The following is a 25768-nucleotide window of genomic DNA, read 5'->3' as shown; positions in this document are numbered from 1 at the left end:
AAAACTAGTAATAAACTTCATATTACTACTTATTATCCATTAGCAAGTAAATAATCCATTTATTTTCAAAACGAATTTTTTCTTATTCTACAGAGAAGATGAAAGAATACACCGGTTGGTTTCCAGCATGTACTTCTACTTCTGCATCTTCAAAGTTCTCTTCTACAAATTCAACTAACTCAGCTACTTCTTCATCAGTTGCATCTTCACCTTGTAGAATCGTTACGATTTCAGAATCTTCATCAATAAGCGCTTCTAGTAATTGCTTTGCAGCTCCTACTTTTTCAGCATTTGTTGATACGATTTTTCCATCTGCAATACACATGAAGTCATCTTTTTGAATTGCCACACCATCAATTTCCGTATCACGTACAGCATACGTAATTTGACCAGTTTTCACATGAGATAAAGCTTCTTTCATGTTTTCTTCATTTTCTTCTAACGTTCCAACTGGGTTAAATGCTAACATTGCAGCCATACCTTGAGGAACTGTTTTTGAACGAACTACAATTACTTCTTGATCGACAACTGACGCTGCTTGTTCTGCTGCCATCACGATATTCCCGTTATTCGGTAAAATAATGATTTTTTCAGCGTTCGCTTCTTCAATCGCCTTCACAATATCCTCCGTACTTGGATTCATTGTTTGGCCACCTTCGATAACTTTCGTTGCGCCAATGCTCTCAAATAAAGTTTTAATACCAGATCCCATAGCTACAGTTACGATACCGTATGGTTGCTTCTCTTTAGACTGGCTAATTGGCTCAGGCATCATAGCAGGCTCATCTAATAAAGCAGTATGCTGTTCACGCATATTCTCTACTTTGATCTTGATTAAACTACCGTAACGTTGTCCATAGTTCATAGCGTCTCCAGGATGCTCTGCATGAATATGAACTTTTACAATCTCATCATCAGATACAACTAGTAAAGAATCACCATATACACTAATATCTTCACGGAATTTTTGTTCAGAGAAATTATGTTCTTTCACTTTTTCAGCTTCTAATTTCACCATGAACTCCGTACAATATCCATACTTAATATCTTCTGTACTCAATTGGCTTTGTACACTACGGTGATGTTCTGCGCGTACCATTTCATTCATAGACGGTTGCGTCGGCGCATCAGAAGAAATTGTTTCTCCTTTTAAGTCAGCTAAAAATCCTTCGTATACAACAACAAGACCTTTACCACCGCTATCTACAACGCCAACTTGTTTTAATACAGGTAATAAATCCGGCGTACGATTTAACGATGCATTTGCTTCTTTCACAACGTCTTCCATAAACAAAACAAAGTCGCGCTGTTTTTTCGCAACTGTTACTGCATATTTACCCGTTTCTCTAGCAACCGTTAAAATCGTTCCTTCAATCGGTTTCATAACCGCTTTGTAAGCCGCTTCTACTCCAGCTTCTAAAGCTTCAGCAAAATCAACTGTTGTTAATTCTTCTTTTTGCTCAATTGATTTTGAGAAACCACGGAATAACTGAGATAAAATAACTCCAGAGTTACCACGAGCTCCCATTAATAATCCTTTGGCTAAACTTACGCCGACTTTACCAGCATGTTGTGAAGGATTTGCTTTCACTTCACGTGCGCCTGAAGTCATAGATAAGTTCATGTTTGTACCGGTATCGCCATCTGGAACTGGAAATACGTTTAATGCATCAACAAGCTGAACATTATTTGTTAAATTATTCGCTCCTTGAATGATCATTTGTGATAAACGTTTTCCATCAATTTTTTGAATTGACACAGATTTTCCTCCTTAATGCACATTACAAGTTTATTACTTTAACTCCTTGTACGTAGATGTTTACAGAATCTACTGCTAGTCCTACAGTTTGATCTAATGTATATTTCACTTTCGTCTGCACGTTATGTGCTACTTCTGAAATTTTCGTACCATAGCTCACAATAATATACATATCAATATGTACTTCATCTTCATCTTTACGAACGATAACACCTCTAGTGAAGTTTTCTTTTCGTAAAATGTCTGTTAATCCATCTTTTAACTGATTTTTTGATGCCATACCTACGATACCGTAGCAATCTACCGCGGCACCTCCAGCAATTGTTGCAATTACATCTGTACTAATATCAATTTGACCGTACTTCGTTTTAATTTCAATTGACATCTCGTTTTCCCCCTTCATAAATGGTGAAAGTGAGTTAGACTACTTTAGTTACTATCATATAATCTTTTTAAAGAAAATTCCATCGTTCTTTCTTTTCACTCTCATATTTTATGTTTTAAATCACATTTTTTATGATGAGCAAAATAGTCCATTGTTATTATACAACATGTACCACTATAATATGTCAAGCAATTTTTCTTGATTTCAACTTTTCTTCATTGATATGTAGTGTCAAGTAATTTTTCTTGATTTCTTTTTTCTACAGTGTTGCATTCTCTATTTAGTTGTGTTAAATTATAGTAGTGTTTTTAGCATCGCATAAAAGACTAACATTGAAAAATTACGTATGGTAAGGTATCAAGGGAGGGAAATATAAATGGCTCGTGTTTGTGCTATTACTGGAAGAAAAGCTCGTTCTGGTAACTCTCGTTCTCACGCAATGAACGCTACAAAACGTAAGTGGGGCGCTAACCTTCAAAAAGTTCGCGTACGCATCGACGGAAAAGTTCAACGTGTTTACGTTTCTGCTAGAGCATTAAAATCTGGCAAAATCGAACGTGTTTAATAATAAAAAAAAGAGCCGATAGGCTCTTTTTTTACTATACCAATGAAAAAAGCACCGGTAATAGGTGCTTTTTTTAATCTTTTTTGAAGGTATTTAACATGGCACGAACAATTCCACCAAGAAATTTAGGTAACTTAATTGTATAAAATCTCATGGTTTCCCTCCTAATCCCCATTACTCCACTTGTTCACTATATGATGTAAGGAGCAAAATTGTTTCTTTAATCAGTGCTTCTTATCACCATTAATATGCCAGAAGTAAATGAAAAAGTACCTTTTTCCTCAACGAGTTCATTACTAATACAAAGTGTCGATCCCCACTCTATTGTTTTATTTGTTAGAGGATACTTAAAACCAAGTAATGTAATCCCTTCCACTATTTCAGTAACCGGTACAAAAGATACATAAGGGAAATTTTTATTTTCTTCAATTATATGTGTACCCACTTTTTTTACGCTTATTTCATTTTTATTGTCTACAATGCACATTTCTATTCCTACTTCTACCCCTTTTAAAAGCATCTGTATATTTGCTAAACCGTGATCCAACCTTCCGCCGGTAGCACCAAAAATACGAATTAATGCTGGATTTTGTTCTAACGCCCAGTTAATCGCAATTTCTAAATCTGTTTGATCTTTTTCACGAGGAACAATATGTAAGTCATTTGTTTGCTGTCCCATCCATTCTAATTCCTCTTCAGTAACCGAATCGTAATCTCCAAACGCAACAGCTGGAGTAATCCCTCCTTTTAACAAACGATATACTCCTCTATCAACTGCCACCCACACTACTTTCTCATTTTCATATCGAGAAAAATCTGCACAATATTCCGCAGGTCCTCCCGCTAAAATATGAATAATCATGTTTCCTTCCCCTTCTATTGTAAAAAGGCAATCTGCCATTCGGTAGATTGCCTTTTTACATATTTTTTCTCTATCCTTTATAAATAGTGAAAACCTAGTACACTAGAAGATTCACTAGGATAAAGACTCGTTCATTCATTATCCACGAATGACACGAATTGCTTCACCGCGGTCTTTTTGATTGTATACAGCTGATCCAGCTACAAGTACATTTGCTCCTGCTTCCACACAAAGTCTTGCTGTTTCAGCGTTTACACCACCATCAACTTCAATTTCTACGTCTAGATTGCGCTCTTTAACCATGTCTGCAACTTGTTTAATTTTTGGTAATACGGAATGGATAAATTTCTGTCCACCAAATCCAGGGTTTACTGTCATAAGTAATACCATATCGATATCTTCTAATACATGCTCAATCACTGAAACTGGCGTATGCGGATTTAATACAACTCCCGCTTTAATGCCATGAGATTTAATTAACTGAATTGTACGATGTAAATGAGGGCACGCCTCTACATGAACAGTAATAATATCCGCTCCCGCTTTTGCGAAAGTCGGGATATAGTTATCAGGATTTTCAATCATTAAATGTACATCTAATGGTAACGATGTAATCGGACGGATTGCTTCTACAATTAATGGTCCAATCGTAATATTTGGTACGAAATGTCCATCCATTACATCGACGTGAATATAATCTGCTCCGCCCTTTTCTACATCTTTAATTTCTTCCCCTAATTTTGAAAAATCTGCTGATAAAATCGATGGTGCAATTTTAATCATAACTAATACCTCGGCTTTCTCTCTCTAATTTCTTCTACGAATTGTTTGTAATTCTTATAACGATATTCTGTAATCTTCCCTTCTTCAACCGCTGCCTTCACAGCACATTTCGGTTCAGAAAGATGTGTACACCCTCTAAATTTACAGTATTGGCTCGCTTCTTTCAACTCTGGAAAACAATATGTAAGATCTTCTACCTCGATATCTATGAAATCAAGTGAACTAAAACCAGGTGTATCTGCCACTAGTCCGCTTCCAATCGCAATCAATTCCACGTGTCTTGTCGTATGTTTCCCGCGTCCTAAATGCGAGGAAATATCATTCGTTTTCAGTTCTAACTCTGGACGTAAAACGTTTAGCATAGAAGATTTTCCAACACCTGATTGTCCTGCAACGACAGAAACACAACATTCTAAGAATGGTTTTAAAATATCAATACTTTCCGATGTATTTATAGAAGTAAATAATACATCATATCCCATCTCACGATAGTCATTTGCATAAGATTCAACAGTCTCTCTCATTTTTTCATCTACTAAATCCATCTTACTAATGCAAATAATCGGTTTAATATTATGATATTCGATCAGCACTAAAAATCGATCTAACAGTCCCGGATTAAAATCTGGTTCTACTGCGGAGAAAACAAGGATGGCTTGGTCAACATTAGCAATAGGAGGCCTAACAAGTTCATTTTTTCGATCAAATACTTCAAGCACGTATCCTTCAGTTGGATTATCTGCTTGAAAAACAACTTGGTCTCCTACCAGTGGTGTAATTTTATTTTTTCTAAACACACCACGCCCGCGACATTGTGTAATCCCTTCTTCATGCTGCACATAATAAAACCCACTTAGAGCTTTTACAATTTTTCCTTCTGGCATATAATTCTCCTTTATTTTGTATAAAGTGAAGCTGTAATTAAAATTATTAAATAATGATTTCAAAACCCGTCATATATACAAGTTATTATATTTAACCTACCATCAAATTTAAAATATTATTTATAACAGTATCACTTTTATAGCTTTTTGAATCATATATTTTTGCCTGTTATACTTTCTACTATATGTAGACAGCATAACAGGCAAGAGTAATACATTCCATCCCCTTTAAACAGAACATGGAATTCATTATTATTGAGTTGGGTAAGGTACTTCTTTGTCGATAATCGTTACACCATCTCGCACAATTTTATAGTGTCCTTTTGTGCCTTCTTGAATTACAAATTCTAATGAAATAGTTGCCGACTCTGAAATTGTTCTAGTTTCAATTGGTCTATCCATTTTTTGTTGCATATCTTCTTTATAAATTTCTATCGTTTGTGGTTTTTTCTCACCTATTATAGAAGACTCATACGGAATAGAAATATTATCTACTTTCACTGTTTTCGTTACTTTCGGCTTAGGACCTTCTGAGATGACAATCGTCACTTTATCTCCTTCTTTTAACGGCGTTCCCGGTTTTGGAGATTGCGAAATGACAAGTCCTTTATCAACAGTATCGGAATACTCTCGTTTTATATCTGGAGTTAGTTTTCTCTCATTCAAATAACCATTTACGCTATTTTCAGTCCATCCTGAAAAATCACCTGGTCTAATTTGATAAGGACCTTTACTTACCCAAATTTTCAGCTCTTGTTCCGCTTCTACTACCATTTGATCCGGCGTCGGAATTTGCTCAACGATTTCACCTTTTGGCCTATCATTTTCAATATAATTTATTGTAACTTGCTTATATTTTTCTTCTAATTCATTCCTTATACTCTCAAAGTCTTTTCCTGTGAGATCACTCATCTTGTTTTTCTTTTTTCCACCTGATTGATAGATAGTAATTTTAGAGTTTTCTTTCACGACTCTCCCTGCTACAGGGTCTGTTTTTATGACATCACCGACTTCTACATCATCTGTATATACAATATTAGGTTCCGTAACCTCAAAACCCTTTTCAACTAATGTATTTACTGCTGTCGTATATTTCATACCAGCCACATCAGGGACTTTTACATCTTTGGGAATAAAGAATCCTGGAATAACAGTAAGCGCTAACGTTATTCCAATCGCTAAAAGTAAAAATGTTGTAATTAAAATTTTGAGCCATTTATTACTTCGTTTTTTCTTCTTATTTAATTCTGCTTCTTCGTTTCTTGTCTGTTCATCCACTTTACTTCCTTTTAAAACAATTGTTTCATCAGTTACATTTTCGAATAATTGTTCTTGTTGAATAATCGGAATCGCTTTTGTCGCTTCCATATCTTCCGGTATGTAAAATGGCTGCTCATTTATCCTCTCTGGATATAGCGCAGTTTCAATATCTCGTTTCATCGCATTGGCAGATTGATATCGATGAAACGGATCTTTTGCAGTTGCCTTTAATATAATATTTTCCACACTTTGTGGAATATTTTCATTCCATCTTTTTGGAGACGGAATTTCACTTTGTAAATGCTTCAAAGCTATAGCAACAGCAGATTCGCCAGAGAACGGTTGTCTTCCTGTTAACAACTCAAACATAACAATCCCTAAGGAATAAATATCTGATTGTTTATTTGCTATCCCGCCGCGCGCTTGTTCTGGTGATAAGTAATGCACCGAACCGAGTACCGAATTTGTATGTGTAATTGTTGTTGCACTTGTAGCTGTCGCAATTCCAAAATCTGTTACTTTTATTACTCCATCAGTTCGAATTAATATGTTGTGCGGTTTTATATCACGGTGCACAATTTCAAAATGATGGGCGTGTGCCATGGCGGATGTTAACTGCTCCATAATATCAAGAGCTTCTCCTATAGGTAACATCCCTCGCTCGATTATGTATTGTTTCAATGTTTGTCCTGGTACATACTCCATTACAAGATAATATATACCATCTTCTTCTCCGACATCATACATATTCACAATATTTGGATGCGACAACGTTGTAACAGACTGCGCTTCTCGATGGAAACGTTTAATAAACTCTTCGTTATTTGAATAGTCGAGTCTTAATATTTTTACCGCTACATCCCGGCCCAGTATTTCATCATGAGCTAAATACACATTGGCCATTCCACCGCCACCAATCATTTTCAGTAGCTTATAACGGTCATTTAAGCGTTTTCCAATCAGCACGTTGCACTTCACCTACTTTCGTTTGTCGAACCCGCATAATCAATAAGAACAAGGGTGATATTATCTTCCCCGCCACGATCATTCGCCAATTGAATGAGGCGTTGTCCCTTAGCTTCTAGCTGTTCATTTAACTGTAAAATTTGTTGCATATCAGCAATAGAAACTTTGTTAGATAATCCATCAGAGCAAAGAAGTAACTGATCATCTTCCTCAAGCACTAATGTTTTCACATCTAATCCGACTGTTTCTTCTGTTCCTAATGCTCTTAACAAAACATTCTTTTTCGGGTGATATTCTGCGTCTTCTTTTGAAATTTCACCATGTCTCACAAGTTCATTTACAAGTGAATGATCTTCCGTTACAAGCGAGATTTCCCCCTCTGATATCATATAGCAACGACTATCTCCTATGTGACCTATTGTCACAAAGTTTGGCGTACAAATTGCTATTATAAGCGTTGTTCCCATGCCATTACATTCTACATGTTGCTTAGAGTACTCATATACACGCTCATTAATAATCCCCACACTAGTATGTAACCACTCTTCTACTTTTTTTGGCTCATTCATATTATGCGTTTGCTTCCAATAATCATGGAATAATTGAATGGTCATCGAGCTAGCTACATCACCAGCTCGATGACCTCCCATTCCATCTGCTACTACCGCTAAAATATTTCCATCTAAATTGTGAAAAACTCCTGCACTATCCTCATTATGTTGACGAACTTTTCCTTTATCTGATAGAAACACGGCTTTCATCTCGTCACCTCGTCTCTTCTTTGCGCTCCTTCGCACGCAACTGACCGCAGGCTGCATCAATATCATGACCTTGTTCACGGCGAATCGTTACATTTACTCCACGATCTTTTAACGTTTTTTCAAATAAGAAAATTTGTTCACGTGGCGTACGTACATAATCACGTTCAGGTACGTAGTTTACCGGAATTAAGTTTACATGACATTTTACACCTTTTAAGAGCGCAGCAAGCTCTTCAGCGTGCTCAACTTGGTCATTTTCCCCTCCAAATAGTCCATATTCAAAAGTAATACGACGACCTGTTCTATTTACATAGTATTTAATAGCTTCCATTAAATCAGGTAGCTTATAAGCACGGTTAATCGGCATTAATTTTGAACGTAATTCTGAGTTTGGAGCATGCAGTGAAATCGCAAAATTAATTTGTAAGTCTTCTTCAGCGAACTTATAAATTTTCGGGATAATTCCACTTGTCGAAACTGTCATATGTCTTGCACCAATATGAAGTCCTTTTTCATGATTAATAATGCGTAAGAATCCCATTAAATTATCGTAGTTATCAAATGGTTCTCCAATTCCCATAACAACAAGAGAGCTTACACGTTCTTCTGATTCATCAAGTGCACGTTGCACTTCTACTACTTGTGCTACAATTTCTCCAGCTTCTAGGTTTCGTTTTAAACCACCAAGCGTTGAAGCACAGAATGTACATCCAATACGACAACCTACTTGCGTTGTTACACAAATTGAGTTTCCATATTCATGTCGCATTAATACCGTTTCAATAGAATATCCATCATATAATTGGAATAAGAATTTAATCGTTCCATCCGAAGACGTTTGTTTTACTAACGTGTTTAAAGTAGTAATATCAAAGGAATTCGACAATTTATCACGCAATCCTTTAGAAAGGTTTGACATATCCTCATAATTTTTCACACGTTTTTTATATAGCCAGTCAAAAATTTGCCCAGCACGGAACTTTGGTTCTCCTTGTTCCTTTAACCACTCTTGCATTTCATGAAGTTGTAAAGAGTAAATTGATGGTTTTTTCGTTTCTAAATTTTTCTTTTGTTTTCTCACAGTCGTTTCCACGATGCTACACCTTCTTCCTTAAACAAGCAATATAAAAGCCATCTGTTGCAAAATAATGCGGTAAAATTTGTACTTGACCTTCATCAATATACGGACTTAACTTTTCTGGCATACGCTCTTTTATCGTAGTATCCCACTCAAATTCAGGATGCTCTTGTAAAAATTGCTCTATTACTTGTTCATTTTCTATTTTCTCAATTGTGCACGTACTATAAACAAGGCGACCACCTTGTTTTAATAACGGTGCGATTTTTTCTAGTATTGCAAGTTGAATCGTCGATAATCTTTCACTATCGCCTTTATCTTTACCTAACTTAATATCAGGCTTACGTCTAATTACACCAAATCCAGAACATGGGGCATCTACTAATATTTTATCAAACGTTCCATTTGCAAAATGCTCTTGCACTTTTCTAGCATCTAATGCCTTTGTTTCGACATTTTCTAGACCAAGTCGCTCTGCTTGTTGTTTAATTAAACGTACTTTATGTGCATGTAAATCAAGGGACATAACTCGGCCAGTTCCTTTTAATCGCTCTGCAATATGCGTTGTTTTTCCGCCTGGAGCAGCACAGCTATCAAGAACTACATCTCCCTCATCTGGTTCTAGAGCGCGTGCTACCAGCATAGAACTTTCATCTTGAATAGAAAGAAAACCTTTTTTAAACGCATCTGTGTGCGCTACATTCCCTTTTTCAATTTGAATTGCATCATCTGATAAATCGCCACGCTTCGCTTCTATACCTTCACTAGCCAATAATTTAATTGCTTCTTCTACTGTTATTTTATCAATATTTACACGCGCCGTTGGTACAGGCGGTAACATGTTCACTTCACACATTTTCTCAGCAGTTTCTAAACCATATTCTGAAGTCCACTCTTGGACAAGCCAAACTGGATGACTTGTTGCAATTGCCAAACGTTCTACTGGATCTTTGATTTCATCTACAGAAGGTACACCTTCTCTTTGAATGGAACGTAATACACCGTTCACCATACCAGCGATTCCTTTATGGCCGCGACGCTTTGCGATCTCAACGGCTTCATGAATAGCCGCTCTTTCGGGCACTCGGTCTAAATAAATCATTTGATATAAAGATAAGCGAAGCAATACTCTTACCCACGCCTCAACCTTCTTTTTTAAAAAAGGCTGTAAATAGTAATCTAATGTGTCACGACGCTGAATCGTTCCATATACAATTTCAGTTAATAAACCAATATCTTTTCTATCAATTGTACTTTTTTCAATTAGATTATTTAAAAGTAAGTTACTGTATGCACCACTTTTTTCTACTTGAATTAAACCATCAAGAGCTAATTCACGAACATTTTGTCTCATGCATTTTCTCCTAACTTCGTTCCAATTTCAGGTTTTGTGCCACGTAAAAATTGTGAACAACTCATACGCTTTTTACCAGAAGGTTGCAACTCAGTAACTTTAACACCCGTTTCATTACCAGTCGCTACAACAAAACCATCTTCTTCGATCGCAACAATCGTACCTGCTTCAGCTGATTTTGTTACAGGTACTTTTTCTCCCCACCATACTTTAACAACTTGTCCTGCTAAAGTTGTATAAGCAACTGGCCATGGATTCAATCCGCGAATGTGATTGTATACTTCTTCACCTGTTTTTGTCCAATCAATTTTCTCTTGCTCACGTTTTATATTATATGCAAACGTTACTTCTTCTTCATTTTGTTTAATCGGTTCTAGCTTACCTTGAATTAATAAAGGTACTGTTTTAGATAGAAGATGCGCTCCTGCTTCACTTAACTTATCAAATAACGAGCCTGTCGTTTCACGCTCTTCAATTTCCACTTCTACTTGCGTTAAGATGTCACCAGCATCCAATTTTTCTACCATATACATAATTGTAATACCTGTTTTCTCTTTCCCTTCCATAATTGCATAATGGATTGGCGCACCACCACGAAGTTCAGGCAGTAAAGAGGCGTGGACGTTAATACATCCATACTTCGGCGCTTCTAAAATTTCATTTGGTACAATTTGGCCGAATGCAGCTGTTACAATTAAATCTGGCTCTAATGCCAATACTTTTTCATATTCGTCTTTTTCACGAATTCTTAACGGTTGTAACACTGGAATACCATGTTTTTCTGCTTCCACTTTAACAGGTGTAGGTGTTAATACTTTCTTTCTGCCTACCGGACGATCTGGTTGCGTCACAACACCTATTACATCATAGCCATCTTCAATAAGACGACGAAGCACCGGCACTGAAAAGTCCGGTGTTCCCATAAATACTACTTTTATCATTTAAAAACCGCTCCTTTTAATACCTATTCTAATTCGTTTTCCTCATAATATCTCGTCACTTTCGATGTAAATAACACACCATGTAAATGATCGATTTCATGTTGAATTGCACGCGCTAAAAATCCTTCTGCTTCTAGTAAAAATACTTTACCTCGGCGATTTTGCGCACGTACTTTAATATAATCCGCACGTTCCACTTCACCATAAAGTCCCGGGAAGCTTAAACAGCCTTCGGGACCTACTTGTTCACCACGTTTTTCTAGTATCGATGGATTGATTAACTCGATTTTCCCAGTATCATCACCGATATCAACTACCGCCACTTGCAAGCTTACCCCTACTTGAGGCGCAGCTAAACCGACTCCGTCCGCAATTAACATTGTTTCATGCATATCTTTCAACAATTTCACTAACTTTTTATCAAAGTTAATTACTCTTTCACACGGTGTTTCTAACACTTCATTTGGGTGCTTTACGATTTCTAAAACTGCCATATTTCCCTCCGCTACATTAACATTGTTGGATTAAAATCAATTGAGATTTGTAGCTCTTTTTGCATTTCTGCTTGATAATGTTCATTTACCATTTTGAGCACGTTCTTTAAGTTTGGTTCCCGTTTGTATTTTATCATGCATTGATAACGATATCTATCTTTTATCCTTGGAATTGCTGAAGCAACTGGTCCTAACACCATTGTTTGCTGCGAGCAGTGCGACCGTAAATGACCGACAATTTTTTCCGTTACTTGTACTGCTTTTAATAATTCCGGGTGAGATACTGTCACAAGTACAACATAGTAATAAGGTGGATATTGTCTCGTTCGTCTCATTTGCATTTCTTGATCAAAAAACACATCATATTGTTGGTTCTTTGCTAACTCTATACTGTAATGTTCTGGCGTATACGTTTGAATTATAACTTCCCCTGGCAATTCATGTCGGCCTGCTCGTCCACTTACTTGCGTCAATAACTGATAAGTCTTTTCACTCGCCCGAAAATCAGGTAAATGAAGCATCGTGTCCGCAGTTAAAACCCCAACAAGCGTTACTTTTGGAAAATCTAATCCCTTCGCAATCATTTGTGTTCCAAGTAATATATCTGCTTTTTCTTCCCCGAATGCCTTTAATAATTTTTCATGCATTCCTTTACGACTTGTCGTATCTACATCCATTCGAATGACTCGTGCCTCTGGAAATAGTTTTGTAATTTCTTCTTCTACCTTTTGTGTACCTGTACCAAAGAAACGAATGTATGTACTTTGACAAGCAGGACAAGCAGTCGGCATATTCTCTTCGTAGCTACAATAATGACATTTTAAACGATGATTCATTTTATGATATGTCAGTGAGATATCACAATGCGGACATTGGACAACATACCCACAATCACGACACATAACAAATGTAGAATGACCTCTTCTATTTAAAAACAGCACCATTTGTTCTTTCTTTTCTAACCGATCTGCTATTTTTTCATGCAGTGCCTTTGAAAACATGGAACGATTCCCGTCACGAAGTTCTTCACGCATATCAACAATCTCTACTGTCGGTAAAGCTTGTTCATTCATACGCTTTTCCATCGTCAGTAATTCATACACACCTTTTTTTGCTCTTGCAAATGATTCAAGTGTCGGTGTTGCACTGCCAAGAACGATAGGACATTTATGATATTGTCCCCTCCACACAGCTACATCCCTTGCATGATATCTCGGATTATCTTCTTGCTTATAGCTCGATTCATGTTCCTCATCAATAATAATAATCCCTAAATTTTCAAAAGGAGCAAATACAGCTGAACGTGCACCAACTACAACTTTCACTTCTTTTCTTAAAATCTTACGCCATTCATCATATTTTTCTCCAACAGACAGCGCACTATGAAGAACTGCAACTTGCGAGCCAAATCTACCTTTAAAACGATCTACCATCTGAGGCGTTAGTGCAATTTCAGGAACAAGTACAATAGCTTCTTTTCCTTTCTTGAGCACAGCTGCTATAGATTGTAAATATACTTCTGTTTTTCCGCTCCCTGTAACACCATATAGTAAAAATGGATTGTAAGTTTCATTTGTAATTGATGATAAAATCGGTGTAATAACTTGCTGTTGTTCCTCCGTAAGCGGGAATGGTTTCGTTTGTTCAAAATCATCATCGTCATACGGATTTCGGTACACTTCCACATACTTTTCTGAGAGTAGCCCCTTTTTAACAAGTGCTTTAATCGGAGCATCTGTTATTTGTAACTCTTCTGTTATTACTTTCAACGGTACACTTTTATAATTTTCCACAAAATAATAGAGGACATCTTGTTGTTTTTTGCTTTTCAATTCAAATGCTGCTAATTCTAATTTATCTTCTGGCAACTCCGGTTGTACGACTCTTTGTTTCTTCTTTTGCACTTTATCTTTTACTTGATACACAACTTCAATCGTGCCATGTTTAATTTCTTGTTGAATTGTACGATATAGATGTGGCTGCGTCTCAATCGCTTCCCAATCTATCGCTTCTTTATCCTGAAATAAAAACAGTAGTTCAGGTGCTACTTCTTCTTGTTTACGAAGTTGTAGACGCTTTTTATATGTTGCTTTTATCGCCGTTGGAAGCATAACTTGAAAAGCTGAAATCATATAGCATAACGTTTCACTTGTAAGCCAATACCCAAGTTTTAATAATTCCTCGTTTAATACCGGTGTTACATCTAATATTTCATGGATTGTTTTTAACTTCTTACTTTCTACTTCAGCCGAATCTTTAATCCCAATAATAAAACCTTGCAATTTTCTCGGGCCAAATGGAACTACTACACGCATACCTGTTTGGACAATATCTTCCCATTTTTTAGGGATAATATAATCAAATGGTCGATCTGTCTGACGTGCAGGTACATCAACAATTACACTTGCAAATTTCATAGACGATCATCTTCTAACATCATTTCAATTTGCTTTAATATTTCACGAGCGACCTCTTTCTTCGTTAAAAGTGGCAACTCTATAATTTCTCCATCTTTTCTATACATTGTTACAATGTTCGTATCTGTACCAAATCCAGCTCCTTGCGCCTTTACATCGTTCGCAACAATCATATTTGCATTTTTCTCACGTAATTTTTTCGTTGCGTATTCCTCTACGTTTGTCGTTTCAGCCGCAAAACCGATAAGTAACTGTTTCTCTTTCATCTCACCTAATGTTTTTAAAATATCTACTGTTCTCTCGAGTTCAATTACAGCATCACCATTTTTCTTTTTCATTTTATTATCATGAACATATTTCGGGCGATAGTCTGCAACTGCTGCTGTTTTTATGACAACATCTACGTTTTGATAATGTTGAAGAACTGTCTCTAACATATCTTGTGCAGATTCCACTTGCACCGTAGTTACATGTAACGGTGGATTTAGTGCTGTCGGTCCCGAAACGAGTATGACATCAGCACCTAAGTTCGAGGCCACTTCCGCAATCGCATAACCCATTTTTCCAGAAGAAAAATTGGTCATAAAACGAACTGGATCAATCTTTTCGCGAGTTGGACCAGCAGTTATTAATATTCTTTTTCCTTGCAATGGTTTTTGTTCTGAAAAAGCCTCTTCTAGCCGTGCAATAATCGCTTCAGGTTCTTCTAATCTTCCCTTCGCTACATAACCACACGCTAAAAAGCCTTCTCCGGGCTCAATAAATGTATATCCTAACGTTTTTAACGTCATCATATTTTTTTGAACAATTTTATTTTCATACATATGCACATTCATAGCAGGTGCAATCCACACTGGGGCTGTAGTAGCTAACAAAGTAGTTGTAATCATATCATCCGCAATACCGTTAGCTAACTTTCCAATACAATTGGCTGTAGCAGGTGCAACAAGTACAACATCAGCCCAATCCGCTAAATCGATATGAGCAATAACAGCTGAATCTTTCTCATCGAATGTATCCGTATATACATCATGGCGAGAAAGCGCTTGGAATGTAAGAGGTGTAACAAACTTCATTGCCGACTCACTCATCATTACTTTTACAATAGCACCAGCTTGTGTCAATTTACTCGTTAACGCAGCCGCTTTAAAGACCGCAATGCCTCCTGTTACACATAAAAGTATCTTTTTCCCTTTTAGCATATGGCTCGTCCTCTTTCTTTTTCAAACTTATCCATACTGAAACAAAATTCTTATCTCGTCAGTATCAATACTTCTTCCCTACCGTAAAAAAATAACAACCTACTTGTAAATAGGTTGTTACCGTTACATAGAAAATTATAAAGTCTATGTTCTAAATTGTCGAAGACAAAGTCTTATTCAGTTACTTTATCTTCACTTGGTACGTAGCTTAACGCTTCAATATCGATTTCTTCTAATGCTTTACCTACACATTTATGAGAAACCGGTTTTTCTACAACACAGTTATTAGCAAGTTGCATTTCGCGCGCACGTTTTGCAGCCACTGTTACAAGTGTATATTTAGAATCGATTTTTGTTAATAATGAATCAATTGATGGATTTAACATAATTATAGACCCTCCGTCATTTCTTTATAATATTTTGCTACTCTTTCGCGGCGGCAATGTTCGCCAACCACAATTGCTTTAATTCTTTCACAAGCTAGTTCAACTTGATCGTTTTCTACAACGTAGTCGTAAGCGTCCATCATATCAATTTCTTCTTTCGCTACCGTTAAACGATTTTCAATAACATCTTCAGTTTCTGTACCACGACCAACAATTCGGTTCTTTAGTTCAGATAAACTTGGAGGTGCTAAGAAAATAAATACACCTTCTGGGAAAGCTTTCTTAACTTGAATTGCTCCTTGCACTTCAATTTCTAAGAATACATCTTTTCCTTCTTGTAATGTTTTTTCAACATAGTCAATCGGTGTTCCGTAATAATTACCTACGAATTCAGCCCACTCAAGTAATTTTTCATTACGAATCATTTCCTCAAATTCTTCTCTCTCTTTAAAGAAATAATCCACACCATCCACTTCACCTTCACGTGGCTTACGTGTCGTTACTGAAATGGAGTACTGAAAACGTGTATCCTCATGGCTAAACAGCTCTTTTCGAACCGTTCCTTTACCAACCCCAGAAGGTCCTGAAAGAACGATGAGCAATCCTCTTCTACTTCTCATAAATATGTAAAACCTACCCTTCCTCACTTAAATCTTCTTTATTATTCAAACGATGTGCAATCGTCTCTGGCTGAATTGGACTTAATACAACATGCCCATCATCCATAACAATAACCGCCCTTGTTTTTCTCCCATACGTAGCATCAAGCAAAGCATTATGTTCGCGTGCTTCCTGTACTGTTCGTTTAATAGGAGCTGACTCCGGACTTACAATAGCAATAATTCGATGAGCAGATACAATATTTCCGTATCCAATATTTAAAAACCGCATGGCCATAGTTTGCGCCTCCTAGTAAGTCTATCCGATTTCTCCACCACGTATAACTTTATATATTTTTTGAAAGCTACTCAATATTTTGTACTTGTTCACGAATTTTTTCAAGGTTATTTTTCATTTCTACAACATATTTTGAAATTGTTAAGTCATTCGCCTTAGAACCAATCGTATTAATTTCTCTATGCATCTCCTGCACGATGAAATCCATTTTTCTTCCAACAGGCTCTTCAATCTGCAGTGTTTCACGAAATTGCTCTAAATGACTTTGCAAACGAACTAACTCTTCGTGAATATCACAACGCTCAGCGAAGATTGCAACTTCTGTTAGCAATCTTTGTTCATCTAGATCTTGATTATGTAATTCTTTTAAGCGATTTTCTAATCGTTCACGATATTTTTGCGTAACAATTGGTGCATGCGGAATAATTGCATCTACACAATTGTGAATCTCTTGTAAACGATACGCTATATCTTTATGTAATCGTTCTCCTTCGCCATCTCTCATGGTTTTTAACATATGAGCAGCTTGGCGAACCGCCTCATATAAACTGTTCTCAAATTGTTCATTTACATTTTCTACTTCTTCAATCGCTGTTACTTCTGGCATTGCCATTAATTGCTGAAGCGTAATAGAATCTTGTAATTGAAATTTTCCTTTTATATCTTCCATAATCGATTGGTACTGCTCAAGAAGCGACCAATTCACACTTAATTTTCTTTCAACAAGCCCTTCACCCGTTATACTAATAGACACTTCAATACGTCCACGTCGAACTTGTTCTGCAATTATTTTACGAATTTTGTCTTCGAATACCATCATTTGCTTCGGAAGTCGAATACTCATCTCTAGAAAACGGTGGTTTACCGATTTCATTTCTACTGTAATTTGAAAAGTATCATTTTCTACTTTCGACCTTCCAAATCCTGTCATACTACAAATCATTTTTTATCACATCCAAGCCATGAAATAACTCAATGAAAAAGGTAATAGAGACAAGGCTCTACTACCTTCTGTAAATTATATCACATTTTCATATCATTGACTATTTCAAGTTTAATCCCTTCTTATATAATATCGACTTTTCCTTCTGCCCCTTTTTCCTTGTTAATAAAGAACCTACTAGTAAGAAGGTCGGAATTGATGATAAACCTCCAATTAACAACCAATCTCTTGCTTGTATTGGCATCGTACTAAAAATCGGTTGTAACGGTGGATAATATATAACCACTAGCATGAGTAGTAATGAGATGATAACCGCTCCTACTAAATACACATTTCCAAACGGATTGCGGTGGAAAACAGAATGCTCACTTCGGCAATCAAATACATGAATAAGCTGAGCAAGTACCAACGTTGCAAACGCTACAGTTTGTGCATATTTCAGTTCATTTGGATGCTGATTAAATGCTACTATAAACGCTACTAACGTCACTGCCCCAATTAGAAAGCCACGACTTATAATTTTCCAGGCAAGCCCTCTAGCAAATACCCCTTCTTTCGGATGACGCGGCGTTCTCTTCATCACGTCTCCTTCAGCTTTATCCAAACCTAATGCCATCGCCGGTAAGCCGTCAGTAACTAAGTTCACCCATAAAATTTGAATTGGAACCATCGGTAGCGGTAATGCAAGTAACATTGCGAATAACATGACCAAAATTTCTCCAACGTTCGATGCTAATAAATAACGAATAAACTTACGTATGTTCTCGTATATATTTCTCCCTTCTTTAATTGCTGATTTTATCGTAGCGAAATTATCGTCCAGCAATACGAGAGAAGAAGCTTCTTTTGCAACGTCTGTACCTGTAATCCCCATCGCTATCCCAATATCCGCTGTTTTTATAGCAGGTGCATCGTTTACCCCATCACCTGTCATCGCTACTATATGTCCTTTATTTTGCAACGCCTTAACAATTTTCAATTTATGTTCCGGTGATACACGAGCAAATACATACGTATCTTCTACAACATTTTCTAACTCTTCTACATCCATACTTGCGAGTTCTACCCCTTCAACAACGCGTCCACCTGGCGGTAAAATGCTTAATTGTTCCGCAATCGCCATTGCAGTCACTTTATGGTCACCTGTAATCATAACTGTTCGAATACCAGCTTCTCTACACTCTTTTACAGCCTGCTCTACCTCTGGTCTTGGCGGATCAATCATTCCTTGTATCCCGACTAACATAAAATCTTTTTCAACGTCTCTTTCATGTTCAATTGAGTCTGTTACTTTTAAAGGCTTAAAAGCAACTGCAATTGTTCGAAGTGCTTGACTACCTAAGCTATGAATAGCCGCCTGTACTTCTTTTCTATACAACTCACTTAATGGTTGCTGCTTATCTCCCCATAAAATCGTTTGACTCATTTGCAGAAGGACATCTGGTGCTCCCTTCGTAACGACAAACTTTTTCCCTTCTCGATCTCGTACAATAACACTCATCATTTTTCGAGTGGAATCAAACGGAAATTCGCGGATAATTTCAAATTTCCCTTTCAGTGCCTCACGTGTTATCCCCGCTTTCATCGCTGCAGCTACAAGCGCTCCCTCAGTTGGATCTCCGTCCAATACATATATCTTTTTCTTTTGAATTATATTTGCGTTATTACATAGTGAACCAAATGTGAGTAATTGATAAAGTGATTTCGTCTTATCTGGATTAATTTCTTTTTCACCTTTCATAAAAGAGCCATTCGGTTCATATCCTTGCCCTGTCACTTTCCATAACTCTCCACCTGACCACATATGTGTTACCATCATTTTGTTTTGCGTCATCGTTCCTGTTTTATCAGAGCATATAACGGAAGCACAGCCTAACGTTTCTACCGCTGGTAACTTCCTTACAATTGCTCTCTTTTTTATCATACGCTGTACACCAAGCGATAAAGCTACTGTAACAATTGCTGGTAACCCTTCTGGAATAGCAGCAACGGCTAGTGACACGCCTGCTAAAAACATATGATATACTTCATTCCCTTGATACACACCGGCTAATACGACAAGTGCTGTCAAAACAAGAGCCACAATAATTAATATTTTTCCGAGTTGCTCTAATCTTCTTTGCAGTGGTGTTTCCATTTGCTCTGCATTTTGTAACATATTTGCAATTTGGCCCATTGCTGTATTCATACCAGTTGCGACAACGACCCCTGTTCCAGATCCTCGCGTAATCATCGTACCCATAAAAGCCATATTTTTTTGATCACCAATTGAAACATCTTGCCCTTGCAATGCTTCTACTTTCTTCTGCACTGGTACTGACTCTCCTGTCAAAGCTGATTCTTCGATATATAAACTCGATGCCTCAACAAGACGTACATCAGCCCCGATACGATCGCCACTAGAAAATTTAATAACATCACCTAAAACGAGTGCTTTGGACGGTGCCTTTATCCACTTTCCATTCCGCAGTACAGTAACTTGCGGGGCGGCTAGCTCTTTTAAAGCTTCCAATGACTTTTCAGCCTTTCTTTCTTGGAAAAAGCCGAGAATACCGTTGATAATAACAATCGCAACAATCGCAATAGAATCAATGTATTCCCCTAAAAAAGCCGAAACGATTGTTGCACCAAACAAAACAAGTACCATGAAATCTTTAAATTGCGCTAAAAATACCATAAGTGCAGAAGGCCTCTTTGCTTCATCTAATTCATTTGTACCAAATTTCTTTATTCGCCCTTCTGCTTCTTTCTCTGTAAGTCCCATCTTCACATTCGTATTCGTTCTTTCTTCCACTTCATGTGCGCGCATTCCATACCAGTTCATCCTGCTATCGACCTCCTGATTCCAGACATACTCTATTGAAAGCTTATTCAGCCTCGTCCAAAAAAATGCTATAATTAACTTTTAGTTAGAAAGGAGTGTTTTTATGGCATTCGATGGATTATTTACAAGAGCAATTACACATGAAATTGCAAATTCTCTTTACACGGGGAGAATTTCCAAAATATATCAACCTTCAAAATATGAGATTTTATTACATATTCGAGCAAACGGAAAAAATCAAAAACTGATTCTTTCCGCTCATCCGACATATGCACGTTTACACTTAACAAATCAAAATTACGATTCACCTGCACTTCCGCCAATGTTTTGTATGCTTCTTCGTAAGCATTTAGAAGGTGGATTCATTGAAAAAATTGAACAAATTGATTTAGAGCGCATTATTCAAATTACTGTGCGAAGCAGAAATGAAATTGGTGATGAATCGCTAAAAACATTAGTAATTGAAATAATGGGACGACATAGTAACATCATTTTAGTAGACACAAAAACAAATAATATTTTAGATAGCCTAAAGCACGTTTCTTTAGCCGTAAACCGACATCGAACTGTATACGCTGGAGCTGAATATGTTGCGCCACCAGCACAACATAAAATTAATCCACTTCAGGTTGAAACAAATGAGGAATTTCTTAGACCGCTAGACTTTTTATCTGGAAACATGGATAAACAGCTTGTCGGCACCTTTACGGGAATATCGCCGTTATTCGCAAAAGAAGTAGTGAAAAAAGCTGGTATGGTAAATGAAAAAGCATTAGCGGACGCATTTTTCTCCATACAAAAACCATTATTAACTCATACATATTCACCAACGATGACTACTTCAAATGGGAAAGAATTTTTCTACCTTTTCCCTCTTGCACATTTGCAAGGGGAAAACAAGACGTTCTCATCTGTTAGTGAATTGCTAGATCGTTTCTTTTTCGGAAAAGCAGAGCGCGACCGTGTAAAACAGCAAGCCCATGATTTAGAGCGCTTTATGCAAAACGAAAAAAATAAAAATGAGAAAAAACTCATTAAACTACAAAAAACATTACAAGATGCTGGAAAAGCAGATAAATATCAACTATTTGGAGAACTACTTACAGCCAATATGTACGCTTTGAAAAAAGGTGATAAAGATATTGAGGTCGTTAACTATTATGATGAAAACGGCGGAACTGTAAAGATCACATTAGACCCTTTAAAAACACCATCTGAAAATGCGCAACGCTATTTCCAAAAGTATCAAAAAGCGAAAAATTCAGTTGTTGTTGTTGAAGAACAAATCGAAAAAACAAATGAAGAAATTCTTTATTTTGATAGCTTACTTCAACAAATGGAAGCTGCTTCTTCAAAAGATATTGAAGAAATTCGAGAGGAATTAGCTGAAGAAGGTTATATGCGCAATCGTAAAACGAAAAACGCAAAGAAAAAACCTACTAAACCAGTATTAGATAAATATGTAGCAAGTGATGGCACAGAGATTTTCGTTGGTAAAAACAATAAACAAAATGATTATTTAACAACGAAATTTGCCCGTCGTGATGAAATTTGGTTACATACGAAAGACATACCTGGTTCTCACGTTGTCATTCGTTCTTTAGAGCCTGCTGAAGAAACTTTACTAGAAGCTGCCAAAATTGCTGCCTATTACAGTAAAGCAAAAGAGTCTAGCTCCGTACCTGTTGATTTCACCAAAATACGCCATGTCAAAAAACCGAGTGGCGCAAAGCTTGGTTTTGTTACGTACGACAATCAGCAAACAGTTTATGTGACACCAGATGCTGATACTGTAATGAAATTAAAAGCGTAAATACAAAAATGCGTTGCTTATAAGCAACGCATTTTTTATATTCGTACACACTAGTTCATATACCCATTCACTAATTCATAACATCTTTCTTTTGTCATCTTATATTTTTCATCTGCAGCTTCAATATATTTCATCGTTCCATTATTTTCATCCGTAGCAATGGCTTTAACTTTACTTTCCTTTTCTTTAACCCATGCAACTTGTTTCGTTTTTAATGACTGAAACGCATCAGCTGACATCGTATTTTTTAATGTACTGTAAATTTCATTTAGTTTATTATCCCACACTTGATAATTTCCTTCTATTTCATTTACTATGTCATTTGTTGACACGACATTTGTATGTTTTTCTTGATTTTCTAGAGCAGCTAATTCATTTAAAACCTTAGTTTTACCTACTGGTGACGAAGTTTCTTTTTTAGTCTGCTTCTCTTCTTTAGAAATAGCATGCGTACTCATGCTATTTTCCTTAATGTTTTCGTGTTCTTCACTACTATTTTTATTCGCTACCTGTTTTTCTTTTGGGTTATCTGAATTAATTGCAATAACCGATGTTTTTGCATTCACAGTAACTAAACTAGTACTGTCTTTAAAAATATACTTTTTATCACTACTGTTCTCCTCTTTAACAAAAGATACATTCTTAAAACCACGAATTTTAAGAAATTCACTAGCTTCTTCCTTCGTAAGTTTTAAATCTCTCGGTGTATGCGATGACCATTTATCCATTAACCATTTTCCATCTTTATAAACTAAAATAAATTCCCATATCTCTGCTTCATTTCCCATATCATTTGAAGGTATAATAGTTTCAATCGTTAAATTTTTATCTTTCTGTGTATACGTGAATCTCATTTCTGATTCAATATTAATAGGGAATGGCAACATATCTGTCTCTCTAGATCTATTAAATGTTTCAAGCGAATTAGGAAGCTGGTTCTCTACAAATTTTTCTGTAACTAATCCCTTAACTCCTTTTTTCGCTGTCGCCAAATCTCCAGGATTATTTCGACTCCATCCATTTTCTTTTTCCATCTCACTAAATGCATTTGCTATTGCATCTACACTCTTTCTTACAATCTTTTTCGCTTCTTTTTCTGTCACTTCTGGCGCTTCATCAAGCTGTTCAATCTTTTCATTTGCTTGAACTTTGATTTCACTTTTTTCACACCCTGTTACAACTAGCATACTAGCAGCGAAGCAAAATGAAATGACTTTACTTAATTTTTTCATGTACTCACAATCCTTATTCCTATTTATTCGTTACGCACCTTTATCTACAAGAAAACATAACGACCTCTTATTATACTAATTATCACCATTTATTTATACAAAAATATAATATTAGAATTTAAAGATTATAATATGCAAGTTTACATTACTGTATAAATTTTTGACATCCTCATTTTATATTTGTCTAGTTTTTTTGACACAAAACTCCCTCTTCTCTTTTATTGTCAATAAGTATACTGGCACAATTTTTGCTTTATTAAATATAAAAAGGAGGCATTAAAATGAATATAAGAATAACTAACATCCAAAAACAACTACATAAGTACGGAATTGACGGGTTACTTATTACAAAAAAAGAAAATCGCCAATATGCAACTGGCTTCACAGGTAGTGCTGGCGTCGTCTTACTCTCTGCGGATAAGGCTGTTTTTATAACTGATTTTCGCTATGTAGATCAAGCAAAATCACAAATAAAAGATGCTGAAATTATTATGCATAAAGGAAATTTGGAAAAAGAAATTGCAAATCAAGTATCGAAATTAAACATTCAAAAACTCGGAATTGAAGAAAACAACATGACATTGCAACAATATAAAAACTTACAAAAATACGTACATGCGGAAATGGTTCAAGTGTGCGAAATCATCGAAAATATTCGTATTATTAAAGACACGTCTGAAATAGAAATAATGAAAATCGCAGCTAATATCGCTGACGAGGCATTTCAACACATTATTAGATTTTTAAAACCGGGAATAAGCGAAAATGATGTACGAGATGAGTTAGAATTTTTCATGCGAAAAAAAGGGGCTACATCCTCATCATTTCAAATTATTGTAGCTTCTGGCGTTCGTTCTTCTCTTCCTCATGGAGTTGCATCAAATAAAATAATCGAACGAGGCGATGTCGTTACATTAGACTTCGGTGCACTTTACGACGGATATTGTTCTGATATAACTCGTACTGTAGCAATCGGGGAACCATCAGAAGAATTCAAAAAGATATACAATGTTGTACGAGAAGCGTTAAAACGTGGGACTGAAGCAATTAAGCCTGGAGAAACTGCAAAAAGTATCGATGATATAACGAGAAACTACATTACTGAGCATGGATACGGTCAATATTTTGGACACTCTACTGGTCATGGTCTTGGGTTAGAAATCCATGAACCACTTCGCCTATCCCAAGAAAGTAAGACTACTTTAGAAGAAGGTATGGTTGTTACAGTTGAACCTGGTATTTACATACCAAACTGGGGTGGTTGTAGAATTGAAGACGATATCGTCATTACAAAAGATGGATATGAAGTTATTACAAAATCAAATCGGGAACTAATTGTAATCCCTTGTTAATATTTTGAAATTTTCAACTTAATTTTTTCTCTGCACATAGAATTCCTTCTCTGGAGTATTCATTTAAAAAAGGGGGGATTGTAATTGAACTTTGTAATCGATAAAATAGATGGTTTACATCCTGAATTTTCCAAACTTGTTTCCATGATGAATTACGTTCGCTATACAACAATGCAAGCGGTGGAAAATTTAACAATGGCAGAACTTGATTATTTATATGATAAGGAAGCAAATTCAATCGGCATGCTATTATATCACATGGCTGCTGTTGAATTTTACTACCAGATTCATACTTTTGAAGACCGCGAACCAACGGAGGCTGAACTAGAACAATGGTTACCTGGCCTCGAGTTAGAAGATCATGGACGCGAGAAAATAAAAGGAAACTCTATAGAATTTTATATCAATACATTACAAGAAGTACGTTCCAAAACGATTGAAACATTTCAATCGTTACCTGATGAATGGCTATTTAAAACGACAGACTTTTGGTATGACAAACCAGCAAATAACTACTTTAAATGGTTTCATGTATTTGAAGATGAAATCAATCATCGCGGACAAATTCGTTTAGTTAAAAAGATGCAAAAAGCTCATTCAGTAAAATGAG

General features: G+C 36.3%; 24 protein-coding genes. 4 read left to right on the top strand and 20 right to left on the bottom strand.

What is annotated here, in order from left to right; all coding sequences use genetic code 11:
- Positions 1–82: 82 nt before the first annotated feature.
- Together COL05_RS04350 and COL05_RS04345 are read right to left on the bottom strand one after the other, a co-directional pair.
- A complete protein-coding gene (locus tag COL05_RS04350; RefSeq protein ID WP_098667723.1) occupies positions 83–1759 on the bottom strand; it encodes a DAK2 domain-containing protein in 1677 nt (558 codons plus the stop codon).
- Positions 1760–1781: 22 nt separating this feature from the next.
- Positions 1782–2144, bottom strand: a complete 363-nt coding sequence (locus tag COL05_RS04345) for an Asp23/Gls24 family envelope stress response protein (protein ID WP_000021109.1) — start codon at positions 2142–2144, stop codon at positions 1782–1784.
- Between the two features lie 376 nt (positions 2145–2520).
- Between COL05_RS04345 and rpmB the strand changes: the two genes are divergently transcribed.
- A complete protein-coding gene (gene rpmB / locus COL05_RS04340) occupies positions 2521–2709 on the top strand; it encodes a 50S ribosomal protein L28 (protein WP_000124776.1) in 189 nt (62 codons plus the stop codon).
- 73 nt (positions 2710–2782) lie between these two features.
- On the opposite strand, the gene spoVM is transcribed toward rpmB, so the two are convergent.
- From spoVM to COL05_RS04255, 17 genes are all read right to left on the bottom strand, one after another.
- Complete coding sequence (gene spoVM / locus COL05_RS04335; protein WP_001213599.1) at positions 2783–2863, bottom strand: stage V sporulation protein SpoVM; 81 nt, start codon at positions 2861–2863, stop codon at positions 2783–2785.
- 66 nt (positions 2864–2929) lie between these two features.
- Positions 2930–3610, bottom strand: coding sequence for a thiamine diphosphokinase (locus tag COL05_RS04330; RefSeq protein WP_142337350.1), 681 nt, complete (start codon positions 3608–3610; stop codon positions 2930–2932).
- A gap of 99 nt (positions 3611–3709) precedes the next feature.
- Positions 3710–4354: a ribulose-phosphate 3-epimerase gene (gene rpe / locus COL05_RS04325; RefSeq protein WP_098667721.1), complete on the bottom strand. Its 645-nt coding sequence runs from the start codon at positions 4352–4354 to the stop codon at positions 3710–3712.
- Positions 4355–4356: 2 nt separating this feature from the next.
- Positions 4357–5238, bottom strand: coding sequence for a ribosome small subunit-dependent GTPase A (rsgA, locus tag COL05_RS04320; protein WP_098667720.1), 882 nt, complete (start codon positions 5236–5238; stop codon positions 4357–4359).
- 252 nt (positions 5239–5490) lie between these two features.
- Complete coding sequence (gene prkC / locus COL05_RS04315; protein ID WP_098667719.1) at positions 5491–7464, bottom strand: serine/threonine protein kinase PrkC; 1974 nt, start codon at positions 7462–7464, stop codon at positions 5491–5493.
- Between the two features lie 8 nt (positions 7465–7472).
- Positions 7473–8225, bottom strand: coding sequence for a Stp1/IreP family PP2C-type Ser/Thr phosphatase (locus COL05_RS04310; RefSeq protein WP_098667718.1), 753 nt, complete (start codon positions 8223–8225; stop codon positions 7473–7475).
- 4 nt (positions 8226–8229) lie between these two features.
- Positions 8230–9318 carry a dual-specificity RNA methyltransferase RlmN gene (gene rlmN, locus COL05_RS04305; RefSeq protein WP_048530542.1) on the bottom strand — a complete coding sequence of 363 codons (1089 nt, stop codon included), beginning with the start codon at positions 9316–9318 and terminating at the stop codon, positions 8230–8232.
- A 4-nt stretch (positions 9319–9322) separates the two neighbouring features.
- A complete protein-coding gene (gene rsmB, locus COL05_RS04300) occupies positions 9323–10657 on the bottom strand; it encodes a 16S rRNA (cytosine(967)-C(5))-methyltransferase RsmB (RefSeq protein ID WP_098667717.1) in 1335 nt (444 codons plus the stop codon).
- Positions 10654–11598 carry a methionyl-tRNA formyltransferase gene (gene fmt / locus COL05_RS04295; RefSeq protein WP_000598791.1) on the bottom strand — a complete coding sequence of 315 codons (945 nt, stop codon included), beginning with the start codon at positions 11596–11598 and terminating at the stop codon, positions 10654–10656. Before fmt ends, rsmB begins: the two co-directional genes overlap by 4 nt.
- 23 nt (positions 11599–11621) lie before the next feature.
- The gene (gene def / locus COL05_RS04290) at positions 11622–12092 is read right to left on the bottom strand and encodes a peptide deformylase (RefSeq protein WP_000279468.1); all 471 of its coding nucleotides are present in this window, start codon (positions 12090–12092) and stop codon (positions 11622–11624) included.
- Between the two features lie 11 nt (positions 12093–12103).
- Positions 12104–14509, bottom strand: coding sequence for a primosomal protein N' (priA, locus tag COL05_RS04285; protein ID WP_098667716.1), 2406 nt, complete (start codon positions 14507–14509; stop codon positions 12104–12106).
- Positions 14506–15711 (bottom strand): bifunctional phosphopantothenoylcysteine decarboxylase/phosphopantothenate--cysteine ligase CoaBC, encoded by a 1206-nt coding sequence (gene coaBC / locus COL05_RS04280; protein ID WP_098667715.1) that lies wholly within the window; start codon positions 15709–15711, stop codon positions 14506–14508. The genes priA and coaBC overlap by 4 nt, the downstream gene beginning before the upstream one ends.
- Before the next feature lie 173 nt (positions 15712–15884).
- Entirely contained in the window at positions 15885–16097 is a 213-nt protein-coding gene (gene rpoZ, locus COL05_RS04275) for a DNA-directed RNA polymerase subunit omega (RefSeq protein ID WP_000933969.1), read from the bottom strand.
- Positions 16098–16099: 2 nt separating this feature from the next.
- Entirely contained in the window at positions 16100–16717 is a 618-nt protein-coding gene (gene gmk, locus COL05_RS04270) for a guanylate kinase (protein WP_001257738.1), read from the bottom strand.
- Positions 16718–16730: 13 nt separating this feature from the next.
- Positions 16731–16994 (bottom strand): extracellular matrix/biofilm regulator RemA, encoded by a 264-nt coding sequence (gene remA, locus COL05_RS04265; protein WP_001251456.1) that lies wholly within the window; start codon positions 16992–16994, stop codon positions 16731–16733.
- Between the two features lie 67 nt (positions 16995–17061).
- A complete protein-coding gene (locus tag COL05_RS04260) occupies positions 17062–17937 on the bottom strand; it encodes a YicC/YloC family endoribonuclease (RefSeq protein WP_098667714.1) in 876 nt (291 codons plus the stop codon).
- Between the two features lie 100 nt (positions 17938–18037).
- Positions 18038–20761 (bottom strand): calcium-translocating P-type ATPase, SERCA-type, encoded by a 2724-nt coding sequence (locus COL05_RS04255; RefSeq protein ID WP_098667713.1) that lies wholly within the window; start codon positions 20759–20761, stop codon positions 18038–18040.
- Between the two features lie 103 nt (positions 20762–20864).
- On the opposite strand from COL05_RS04255, the gene COL05_RS04250 reads away from it, so the two are divergent.
- On the top strand, positions 20865–22574 hold the full coding sequence (locus COL05_RS04250; RefSeq protein WP_098667712.1) for an Rqc2 family fibronectin-binding protein: 1710 nt from the start codon (positions 20865–20867) through the stop codon (positions 22572–22574).
- 50 nt (positions 22575–22624) lie between these two features.
- Here the strand turns inward: COL05_RS04250 and COL05_RS04245 are convergent, their stop codons facing one another.
- Positions 22625–23806, bottom strand: coding sequence for a lysozyme inhibitor LprI family protein (locus tag COL05_RS04245; RefSeq protein WP_098667711.1), 1182 nt, complete (start codon positions 23804–23806; stop codon positions 22625–22627).
- Between the two features lie 281 nt (positions 23807–24087).
- On the opposite strand from COL05_RS04245, the gene COL05_RS04240 reads away from it, so the two are divergent.
- Both COL05_RS04240 and COL05_RS04235 read left to right on the top strand, forming a co-directional pair.
- Positions 24088–25158, top strand: coding sequence for a M24 family metallopeptidase (locus COL05_RS04240; RefSeq protein ID WP_098667710.1), 1071 nt, complete (start codon positions 24088–24090; stop codon positions 25156–25158).
- Positions 25159–25242: 84 nt separating this feature from the next.
- Positions 25243–25767, top strand: a complete 525-nt coding sequence (locus COL05_RS04235; protein WP_098667709.1) for a DinB family protein — start codon at positions 25243–25245, stop codon at positions 25765–25767.
- The last annotated feature ends 1 nt before the right edge of the window (position 25768 follow it).

The sequence above is a fragment of the Bacillus sp. AFS059628 genome, from assembly GCF_002571225.1.
Classification (GTDB): domain Bacteria; phylum Bacillota; class Bacilli; order Bacillales; family Bacillaceae_G; genus Bacillus_A.
Note: the sequence above shows the minus strand (reverse complement) of the source record. Positions and strands in the feature narration are given on the sequence as shown.

Coding starts and splice junctions, on each gene's coding strand:
- COL05_RS04345 (WP_000021109.1), bottom strand. CDS start 2,144: ATGTCAATTGAAATTAAAACGAAGTACGGTCAAATTGATATTAGTACA.
- rpmB (WP_000124776.1), top strand. CDS start 2,521: ATGGCTCGTGTTTGTGCTATTACTGGAAGAAAAGCTCGTTCTGGTAAC.
- spoVM (WP_001213599.1), bottom strand. CDS start 2,863: ATGAGATTTTATACAATTAAGTTACCTAAATTTCTTGGTGGAATTGTT.
- COL05_RS04330 (WP_142337350.1), bottom strand. CDS start 3,610: ATGGCAGATTGCCTTTTTACAATAGAAGGGGAAGGAAACATGATTATT.
- rpe (WP_098667721.1), bottom strand. CDS start 4,354: ATGATTAAAATTGCACCATCGATTTTATCAGCAGATTTTTCAAAATTA.
- rsgA (WP_098667720.1), bottom strand. CDS start 5,238: ATGCCAGAAGGAAAAATTGTAAAAGCTCTAAGTGGGTTTTATTATGTG.
- COL05_RS04310 (WP_098667718.1), bottom strand. CDS start 8,225: ATGAAAGCCGTGTTTCTATCAGATAAAGGAAAAGTTCGTCAACATAAT.
- rsmB (WP_098667717.1), bottom strand. CDS start 10,657: ATGAGACAAAATGTTCGTGAATTAGCTCTTGATGGTTTAATTCAAGTA.
- fmt (WP_000598791.1), bottom strand. CDS start 11,598: ATGATAAAAGTAGTATTTATGGGAACACCGGACTTTTCAGTGCCGGTG.
- def (WP_000279468.1), bottom strand. CDS start 12,092: ATGGCAGTTTTAGAAATCGTAAAGCACCCAAATGAAGTGTTAGAAACA.
- priA (WP_098667716.1), bottom strand. CDS start 14,509: ATGAAATTTGCAAGTGTAATTGTTGATGTACCTGCACGTCAGACAGAT.
- coaBC (WP_098667715.1), bottom strand. CDS start 15,711: ATGCTAAAAGGGAAAAAGATACTTTTATGTGTAACAGGAGGCATTGCG.
- rpoZ (WP_000933969.1), bottom strand. CDS start 16,097: ATGTTAAATCCATCAATTGATTCATTATTAACAAAAATCGATTCTAAA.
- gmk (WP_001257738.1), bottom strand. CDS start 16,717: ATGAGAAGTAGAAGAGGATTGCTCATCGTTCTTTCAGGACCTTCTGGG.
- remA (WP_001251456.1), bottom strand. CDS start 16,994: ATGGCCATGCGGTTTTTAAATATTGGATACGGAAATATTGTATCTGCT.
- COL05_RS04260 (WP_098667714.1), bottom strand. CDS start 17,937: ATGATTTGTAGTATGACAGGATTTGGAAGGTCGAAAGTAGAAAATGAT.
- COL05_RS04255 (WP_098667713.1), bottom strand. CDS start 20,761: ATGAACTGGTATGGAATGCGCGCACATGAAGTGGAAGAAAGAACGAAT.
- COL05_RS04250 (WP_098667712.1), top strand. CDS start 20,865: ATGGCATTCGATGGATTATTTACAAGAGCAATTACACATGAAATTGCA.
- COL05_RS04245 (WP_098667711.1), bottom strand. CDS start 23,806: ATGAAAAAATTAAGTAAAGTCATTTCATTTTGCTTCGCTGCTAGTATG.
- COL05_RS04240 (WP_098667710.1), top strand. CDS start 24,088: ATGAATATAAGAATAACTAACATCCAAAAACAACTACATAAGTACGGA.